This is a genomic window from Bradyrhizobium sp. (genome assembly GCF_052389815.1).
Taxonomy (GTDB): Bacteria; Pseudomonadota; Alphaproteobacteria; order Rhizobiales; family Xanthobacteraceae; genus Bradyrhizobium.
The window spans coordinates 1-7975 of the sequence record NZ_JBQTHN010000013.1; the positions used below are offsets into that span (position 1 = coordinate 1).

The following is a 7975-nucleotide window of genomic DNA, read 5'->3' on the forward strand; positions in this document are numbered from 1 at the left end:
TCGATCATTTCCACGCGTTTGTTGATTACATTTCAGACATGTAACGGTGCAGGCCCCCCGACCGCAACGGAGCCGGCAAAATAAGAATATTTCATGCGCGCAATGGAACCGAATGGTGTTTTTCCCCAATCCGGAGTCGCGGCGAGGAATCCGCTTCTGCGTCGCGAAAAAATGGCAGGAAAATGATGGGGTTGGCAGCGAACTCAAGCCGGGTCAGGCGATAGGAAAGCGCGACGTGTGCCGGATATGGAGAATATCGACGGTCTCGCCGCGAACCCGATAAAAAATACGGAAAGGGTAGCGGACGACGGTAGCAACACGCACCTGCGATCGCTGGGAAACGCGCGGGGCTGCGTCTGGTAGGCAGCATATGCGGTCCACAACTTCACGGAAACGGCGTTCGATAGATTCAGCTATCGCCGGGCTGGCATTCGCCGAATAGTAACTTGCAATCGCCTCGAGATCGGCCAATGCCCGTCGCGAGTAGGCAGGCTTCATTTCAACCGAAATCTTCCGAAGGCGGCTTCGATCTCATGATCGCTTGCAACTTCGCCTGCATCGATAGAAGCCATTGCTTCATCGATGACTTGCAGTTCCTCCTGCGTGGCAACGTAGTCATTGCCCTGCAGTTCGCTCTCGATTTGGTTGGCGAGTGACACCAGTTCGTCCTGGGCCGCCTCGGGCCAAGTCTGGACTCGCTTCAGGAGCTCTTTCAGGTCTGCGTCGGTCATACGGGCAGTATAGCGTGCGGAAGCAGGAAACGCTACGGCCGGGATTGGCTATCGTTTTCCGAACGCCAGCACATGCAGGCCGAGGCGGCGGCGCACGATGGCGAACAGCAGGACGGTCTCGAAGGCGAGCGAGATCGAGGTAGCCGCCGCCGCACCGATGCCGCCGAACTGCGGCACCAGCGCCACGCAGAGCGCGAGGTTCATCGCGAAGGCCAGCGCATAGGCCAGTGCGCAGATGTGCTGATGGCCCAGCATGTTGAGCAGCCGCTCCACCGGACCGATCGCCGCGCGCACGACGAGGCCTATCGCCGCGATGAACATGATGTCGTAGCCGACCACGAATTGCGGTCCGAACAGCCAGAGCAGCGGCTTGCCGAACGCCAGCAGTACCAGGGTCGCCGCGAGCGAAGGCCAGAACGTCCACTGGATCGCGTGCGTGACGTAGGCGGCGAGCCGCTCCTTGTCGCCTTGCGCGTTGTACTCGGCAAAGCGGTGCGCCGTGGTCGCCGACATCGCGTAATGGATGAAGGAGACCAGCGCCAGCGTCTTCACCACGGCAAAGTAGATGCCGACTTCCTCGGAAGGACGGAACTGCTGCAGCACCAGCACGTCGGTGTAGGACAATAGCAGGTAAAAGCTTTCGACCAGCAGGATCGGCAGCGACACCGCAAGCCAGCCGCGGACGTCATATGTCTTGGCGCCGGGCTCGATGTGGCCGGCGAGCCGCCGGTTCAGCACGACCATCTGGCCGAGCATCGCAAGCCACACCGCCGCGCAGCTTGCCAGCATCGCTGCGGTGGCGCCGAGGTCGAGGCCGAGCACGAAGGCGCCGGCGGTGAAGCCGATGATCAGGGTCTGCCGCACGATGAATTGCGGCATCAGCCCGAGCTGCATCCAGTCATGCGAGCGCGCGATGCCGTCCTGGGTGTTGGCGACCACGAAGGCCGGCAACGTGGCGCAGCCGATATAGAGCGGGGTGATCGCGGCCGCATCGATCCAGGGCGAGAGCGACTTGACGAGGCCTGCGAGCAGCAGCGCGACGCCGGCGGAAACCGAAAGCGTCAGCCAGCGGCTGCCGGACAGGAAACCGCGCAGCAGCGCATGCTCCCCGCGCGTGCGATATTCCGGAATGAGCTTTTGCGCCGACGCCGAGATGCCGAAATCCATCATGCTGCCGAGCAGCAGCACCCAGGTCCAGACATAGACGTAGACGCCGTATTCGGAGGTGCCCATCCAGCGCGCCAGCAGGATCTGTGACCCGTAAGCCAACACCGCGCTGACCACGCGGATGATGAAGATGGTGGCGGCGAGGCGCCTGGTGACGGACGCCTCGCTGGAGCCGCCGAGCAGCGCCTTCAATCGCGGCAGAACGCCGGCAGGCGAAGCGGTTGCGGATTGGCTGTCCATCACGGCCACGGCGGGGATGTTCCTCGGGATGCCGCTGACAACGCGGCCATCGTCCGATCTATCAACGAATCGTTAAGAATCGGTCTCTCGTCGTTCCGTAGCGATCACATGATCGGCTCAACGGCCACTGTCGGCTCTCACACCGCCAGTTCAGGTATCCAAATATAAACCGCGTTCAACATATAGAGCCCCATCGCAATCAGGATGACGCCGCCGGCAATTTCGAAGCCGCGCCGGTACCGGGAAAAGCTCTTTAGATTTTCAAGCCAGCTCACCGCGAAGGCGCCAAGTGCGATCGGAACGGCCCGCCCGACGGCGAACGCGAACAGCAGAACGACACCAAGCACGACCGAGCCGAGCCCCGCCGTCACTCCGAGGAGTACGATCAATGCCGGGGTGCACACCGGACAGACGGCGACGGCAAACGGAATCCCAAGAAGAAAGGCGCCCCACGCGGCCGTAGGACGGGTGGCGCGGAAGCCGAACGACGGCAATGGAAGGCGGAGCCAACCCGCCCACATCAGGCCAAGCACAATCAAGAGAGGACCGAGGGCGAGGCCCCATCCCCTTCCGGTAAGCTCCGCGGCCCATTTACCACCGAGACCCGCCACGAAGCCGAGAAAGACATGGGTGAGGATCATGCCAAGGATAAACATCGAGCCAAACATCAGGGCTTCGCCCTTGTCTCGGCCCTTTGTCACGTAGGCGAGTGAGACGGGGATTGAAGCCAAAGCAACGGGATTGACGCTGAACGCAAGCCCAGCAATGAACGCCACGCCGATCGCTGCCAACCCCGCGTGTTCCACCGCCGTCCGCAGCGCCTCCGCGTCCATCACTTCCTCGCTCCGCGTCGTTCCGTCAGCGCTTTGCAGAGCTGGGCTCTGGTCGGCAGCGACGTGAAAACGACCTCGCCGTTGATCACGATGGATGGCAGCGTGATGACACCCAGCTCCACCGCGGCATCCATGTTGTCGAGGACACTTATGTTCCGCCACTCAAGGTCCTTGACCGCCTCTTGGGCTGCCGAGCGAAGCTCGGTCTGCCGCTCCTCGCAGGCGGCGCAGCCGGGGCTATAGAACATCTCCACCTTCATGGCTCACTGCACCCTTTTCGAACCGTTGGCCTGCTCCAGCGCGGCAATGATCGTGCATTCCTTCACCGGCTGCTGTTCGTTCGCACACTCGGCAATCAGCTGGTCGAGCGCCTTGGACATCGCTCTCATCGCCCGAATCTTGGTTTCGATTTGCAATTTCTTCTCGATGGCTCGCGTGCGAACGTCCCCGCAACAAGCCTTGTCGCGACTACGCAACTCCAGGAGATCGCGGATTTCGGCAAGCGTGAACCCGCACTGCTGGGCATGCTTGATGAAGCGGATGCGGCGGGCGGATTCGCGGTCGTACAGCCGGTACCCTGCGGGACTTTTTCCGGCCGGGCTGATCAGGCCTTCGTGCTCATAGTAGCGGAGGGTGTCGTTGCTGACGCTGGTCAGGCCAGCCAATTTGCCGATCGTGATCATGGTGTCTCTCTGAATATCGTTTGAACCCTGGAGTATACTCCAAGGTCAAGCGCAACGAGAGAGCTTTAGGGACGCTGCCGCGCCGCCACGTTCACCATTGGGTGATTGCCGCTACGGATAGCGTCGAAAACCAGCCGCGGGTTCCCCACAGTGGAAGAAATTACAACACTGACCGAGCCGGCCCGTCGCGTGGGCCCAACGACATCACGAGGGGCGGCGCATCGAGCAGCCTGCCATCTCGGATATGGATCACGCGATCGGCAAGTTGCGCGAGGTTCTCCGCATGGGTCACGACAATCACCGTGCGCTCGGCTGATATCTCACGCAGCAGCTCGTAGATTATTTGCCCCGAGCGCGAGTCGAGATTGCCGGTGGGTTCATCGGCGAGAACGAGACGAGGTTCGTTGGCGACGGCGCGGGCGATGGCCACCCGCTGCATCTCACCCCCGCTCAACTCGCGCGGGCGGTGCTTGAGCCGCTGCCCGAGTTGAAACCGTTCCAGCAGGGCGCGGGCCCGCGCGAGCCTTTGCGCCCTCGGGACGCCGTTGAACTCCATCGGCAACGCGACATTCTCCAGCGCCGTCAGGTTCGGCACAAGGTTAAACATCTGGAAGACGAAGCCGACGGTCTGCCGGCGAAAGCGGGTTAATTCAGCCTGTGAGAGGCGGTTCACCGCCTGACCGGCGACGACGATCTCGCCGCGGGTCGGTTTGTCCATAGCGCCGATCATGTGCAGGAGCGTCGACTTGCCGCTGCCGCTCGGGCCAACGACTGCCACCATTCCCCTTTCCTGCACCTCGAGATGGATGTCCGCGATAGCTTCGACGGTCTCGCTGCCTTTGCGGTAAGACTTCGACAAGCCACGCAATTGGACCAGCGGTTCTGTTGGTTTATTCATGTTTCATGGCCTCTAGTGGGGACAGTTTGACGAGCTGCCAGACGCCGTAGGCACTACCGAGGATGGCCGCAACGACGGCCACGAGCAGAACGAACATGAGAACCGAAATCGAAAGCTGGCTGCTGACGGTCAGGCTTTCGAACAGTGGCTTGTAATGGCTTGGAAGAAACGGGCCGATGCCGAGGGCAAACAGGCGACCCGTAAGCGCGTCCCCGGCAAGCCGGAACAGGACGAGACCGACGAAGCCACCAATCAGTGTGAGCGCGACGGCTTCGGTAAGAAACTGCGTAGTCACACCGCCGTTGCTCGCGCCGATCGCCTTGAGGGTGCCTATCTCCCGCGCCCGCTCGCGCACCTGCATCAGAAGAACAAAGAATACCACCACGATCATGAGAAGGATCGCGATCAGGCCTCCGAGCCAGGCAAGTTGGGTGACAGTTCGGCTGGTCGTGGCCGTAAAGACGGCCGCGCTTTTCGGCGCAAGAATGTCGGCCACACTACCAACCGTCTCCTGAAGGCGCTGCGCGACAACCGGAACGTTTTCCACCGAGTCGACCCGAACGAAGAGCCAGGAGATTCCCTGCTCAGTGCCATAGATCGAGCGGAAGGTGTCGATCGGCATAAACAGCTGGAGGTCCCCGAAGATATAGCCGCTGGCATACATCCCGATGATTCGCAGGTCCCGCTTGGGACGATCCATGCCGTAGATCACCGGGTGCGTGCGGGTCGGATCAATCGTCAGCGTGGCCTTTCCCATGTCTTCGGGCTTGATTCCCGCCCATTCGGCATAGCCCCGGCCGATGATGCCGACGTCCTGCCCGGTGTCTTCCGGGGCAAGGTCCCTGCCGGCGATGATGCGCGGATTACCCGCTTCGCCATGTGATTCCAGCCGCTTGACGGCCGTCGGCGCCAAGCCGACGTGCATGACGAAGTTCGGCGGCGTGATTGGCGCCATCGCGAGGAGGTACGGCTCGACCTGCACCACGTGCTCGATCCCGCGCACCTTCTCCAGCGTAGCCGGTGGGAGGAGACGATCCTGCCCGTTCATGTTGACGTGGCCCATCGAGCCGCGTGCCCGCAGTTGCAGGACCGTATTGACATCCCGCGTCAACACACTTGTCTGCTGTTGCACCGCCTCGCCGATCGATTGCATGGCGAGGAGCAGGAAGAACGGAACACCGATCAGGGTCACGACGAGCACGAGCCGCATCTTGTTCCGCAGCAGGTTACGCAGGCCGAGGACGATCATACCCATGGGATGCTCCTCAGGTGCTCTTCATGGCTTCAACTGGACTCAGGCGCACGCCCCTGAAGACCGGATAGAAGCTGCCGAGCAATGCGAACGCGAGACCGCCCGCGACGATTATCAGCAGCATGTCGCGATCGAGACGAAGGTTGACGCCCAACGTGCTCCCCAGAGCCAGCCCGAATAGAGCCGCCATCAGCACGGCGATGACGGCTGCGAGACCGGTCAACGCGAGAACCTCGGCCACGAACTGCATTGCGATCTCGGCATTCGATGCCCCGATCGCCTTCAATGTTCCGATTTCGTTGATCCGCTCGCGCGTGGCGAGGACCATGATAAAGACAACGAGGACGCCGCCGATCGCGAAGATCAACAACGATCCGTAAAAGGTCGCAGCGGCTATGCTGCCGAGCGTCGCTCTGGCTGTGGCGACCTGCTCGGCCGCGGTGACGGCATCGACGCCTTCCAGCCGCTTCAAGTCTTCGGTCACCGTATCGACATTGGCCACCGAGTCGACAGTGACGCGGATCTTCGAGAGTTTGCCGCCGGGGTTGAAAACCCGTCGAAAGGTATCCAAAGGAACGAAGACGTGGTTATCGCCGAAGTCGTTGCCGGTCGAATAGACCCCGACCACCTCAAGGGGGGTGCCATTCAACATCAGCTTCTGATCAAGGCGAGCGGCTCCGTTGCTTCCGGTGCTGATCCCAAGTCGCTCTTTCGCGTAAAGTTTGCCAACCACCGCGACCTCGCCGCGTTCGTCTGGGGGGCCGAGACCGCGCCCGGCAATGATGCGGGCATTCTCGTAGTCGACTTCACCAATCGCTCGCATCGGCGCGCCAGGCCGGAGTCCGATGATCATCGCGTACGCGTTGGGCTTGCTTGGATCGATCTGGGGAGTGTGAACATACTCCTCGATCCTGGTGATGTGGCGAGCGTTCGGGACGCGCTTCACCGCCTCTAAAGTGGCGACGGAAAAGTCGTCAGTTCCAACCGGCTTGTCCTCGCCGAATCCGCCAGTCCCGAACGCTCCGGCTTCGCGCAGTTCGATAACGGTTCGCACGTTCGCCTGAAGGCTCTCCAGTTGCTGCCGCGTGGCGAGGGCCCCTTGCACCATGACCGCGAACAGACCAATGGCGGTTGCGAGAAGCAGCACGACGACCATACTCCGGACGCGATTCCGGAACGGATTGCGCAAGCCCCTTGTCACCGCGCTCATTATTGAGCCGCACCGATCACATCGATGGACCTTGCAACCTTCTGGCCCTTCTCGGTGACGAAGGTCACGACCACCGAATTGTCCTGCGTCTGCGGAAGGACGAGATAACTCTGGCCTCTCCTGATGATGGTGTCCGCAATCACCTTGAATGATACCGGTTGGGTCGTGCCGGCTGCACTTGTTTGAAGCGTCAGGATCCCTTCGCAGCCACCACCGGTCGGCCTGGGGTGGCACAAAGTTAAATTGGTGCTAACCACTTTGCCTTCCACCTTTTCATCGGCGACGCTCATCGTCGGTGCGAGGCCCGCTATCATCGCCAACATGGTCAGGAGCACCGCTTTTTTAACGTAACCCATGATCATTATCCTCTCGGTTAGCCGTTGTTTCATAAGCGATCATCCTTGCGGAACGGACTGGAAGAATGCTCAACCCTGTTACGGCGAGATAAATCTAATTTCGATGGTCAGCCTGCGCCTTGGAGCACACTCCACGGTCAAGCGCTTTTCTGCAGAAGATGTCCCTGAGAACGCCTCGGCGAGCCGCGGAGAGCGACCATATAGGCTTGGAAAAGATGATGAACGTCGCCGCGAAGAAGGCGCTCGCGTTCGTTGCTGGCGGCAATTGCCTCAGTGCCCATGTTTATCAGCTTTGTGCTCAGATTGAGACCCGCCAGCGTCGGCCCCAAACCGAACTTTTGGGTCAAGGTGGAAAACTGCGATTGGATCGCGGAGCCTCAAGCCCCTTGTTGCGATGGGGCCATGACGGGTCGACCGACACTGCGGATGGCGTCGAAGAACAGCCGCGGAGTTCCCCAGAGGGAATTGACGAAGATGGCCGTGACACTGACCGCCATCGCCACCATCGCCCAGACGGGGTAGATCAGGCCGGTTGCCGCGATCGGGATGCCAACGCCATTGAACAGGAAGGCGAGCGTGACGTTCTGGACCATCTTGCGGTAGCT

At 61.2% G+C, this 7975-nt stretch carries 11 protein-coding genes; all 11 read right to left on the reverse strand.

The features are described 5' to 3' along the window. Positions 1–213: 213 nt before the first annotated feature. On the reverse strand, positions 214–498 hold the full coding sequence (locus ACT4OC_RS03660; protein ID WP_444837650.1) for a type II toxin-antitoxin system RelE/ParE family toxin: 285 nt from the start codon (positions 496–498) through the stop codon (positions 214–216). Then, complete coding sequence (locus ACT4OC_RS03665; protein WP_444837651.1) at positions 495–731, reverse strand: hypothetical protein; 237 nt, start codon at positions 729–731, stop codon at positions 495–497. Before ACT4OC_RS03665 ends, ACT4OC_RS03660 begins: the two co-directional genes overlap by 4 nt. Positions 732–779: 48 nt before the next feature. Further along, the gene (locus ACT4OC_RS03670; protein ID WP_444837652.1) at positions 780–2147 is read right to left on the reverse strand and encodes a flippase; all 1368 of its coding nucleotides are present in this window, start codon (positions 2145–2147) and stop codon (positions 780–782) included. A 128-nt stretch (positions 2148–2275) separates the two neighbouring features. Further along, positions 2276–2971 (reverse strand): cytochrome c biogenesis CcdA family protein, encoded by a 696-nt coding sequence (locus ACT4OC_RS03675; protein WP_444837660.1) that lies wholly within the window; start codon positions 2969–2971, stop codon positions 2276–2278. Further along, a complete protein-coding gene (locus tag ACT4OC_RS03680; protein WP_444837653.1) occupies positions 2971–3231 on the reverse strand; it encodes a thioredoxin family protein in 261 nt (86 codons plus the stop codon). Before ACT4OC_RS03680 ends, ACT4OC_RS03675 begins: the two co-directional genes overlap by 1 nt. Positions 3232–3234: 3 nt before the next feature. After that, complete coding sequence (locus tag ACT4OC_RS03685; protein WP_444837654.1) at positions 3235–3654, reverse strand: heavy metal-responsive transcriptional regulator; 420 nt, start codon at positions 3652–3654, stop codon at positions 3235–3237. Positions 3655–3814: 160 nt separating this feature from the next. Continuing rightward, positions 3815–4552, reverse strand: a complete 738-nt coding sequence (locus ACT4OC_RS03690; protein WP_444837655.1) for an ABC transporter ATP-binding protein — start codon at positions 4550–4552, stop codon at positions 3815–3817. After that, the gene (locus ACT4OC_RS03695) at positions 4545–5807 is read right to left on the reverse strand and encodes an ABC transporter permease (protein WP_444837656.1); all 1263 of its coding nucleotides are present in this window, start codon (positions 5805–5807) and stop codon (positions 4545–4547) included. Before ACT4OC_RS03695 ends, ACT4OC_RS03690 begins: the two co-directional genes overlap by 8 nt. Before the next feature lie 10 nt (positions 5808–5817). Then, a complete protein-coding gene (locus tag ACT4OC_RS03700; protein ID WP_444837657.1) occupies positions 5818–6960 on the reverse strand; it encodes an ABC transporter permease in 1143 nt (380 codons plus the stop codon). A 53-nt stretch (positions 6961–7013) separates the two neighbouring features. Then, positions 7014–7370: a hypothetical protein gene (locus ACT4OC_RS03705; RefSeq protein ID WP_444837658.1), complete on the reverse strand. Its 357-nt coding sequence runs from the start codon at positions 7368–7370 to the stop codon at positions 7014–7016. A gap of 377 nt (positions 7371–7747) precedes the next feature. After that, a partial coding sequence (locus ACT4OC_RS03710; protein ID WP_444837659.1) for a hypothetical protein occupies positions 7748–7975 on the reverse strand: 228 nt, incomplete at its 5' end.

What these genes read in the sequence shown, in the direction of transcription:
- ACT4OC_RS03685 (WP_444837654.1), bottom strand. Translation starts at nt 3,654, where the DNA reads ATGATCACGATCGGCAAATTGGCTGGCCTGACCAGCGTCAGCAACGAC.
- ACT4OC_RS03665 (WP_444837651.1), bottom strand. Translation starts at nt 731, where the DNA reads ATGACCGACGCAGACCTGAAAGAGCTCCTGAAGCGAGTCCAGACTTGG.
- ACT4OC_RS03660 (WP_444837650.1), bottom strand. Translation starts at nt 498, where the DNA reads ATGAAGCCTGCCTACTCGCGACGGGCATTGGCCGATCTCGAGGCGATT.
- ACT4OC_RS03680 (WP_444837653.1), bottom strand. Translation starts at nt 3,231, where the DNA reads ATGAAGGTGGAGATGTTCTATAGCCCCGGCTGCGCCGCCTGCGAGGAG.
- ACT4OC_RS03690 (WP_444837655.1), bottom strand. Translation starts at nt 4,552, where the DNA reads ATGAATAAACCAACAGAACCGCTGGTCCAATTGCGTGGCTTGTCGAAG.
- ACT4OC_RS03695 (WP_444837656.1), bottom strand. Translation starts at nt 5,807, where the DNA reads ATGGGTATGATCGTCCTCGGCCTGCGTAACCTGCTGCGGAACAAGATG.
- ACT4OC_RS03705 (WP_444837658.1), bottom strand. Translation starts at nt 7,370, where the DNA reads ATGGGTTACGTTAAAAAAGCGGTGCTCCTGACCATGTTGGCGATGATA.
- ACT4OC_RS03675 (WP_444837660.1), bottom strand. Translation starts at nt 2,971, where the DNA reads ATGGACGCGGAGGCGCTGCGGACGGCGGTGGAACACGCGGGGTTGGCA.
- ACT4OC_RS03700 (WP_444837657.1), bottom strand. Translation starts at nt 6,960, where the DNA reads ATGGTCGTCGTGCTGCTTCTCGCAACCGCCATTGGTCTGTTCGCGGTC.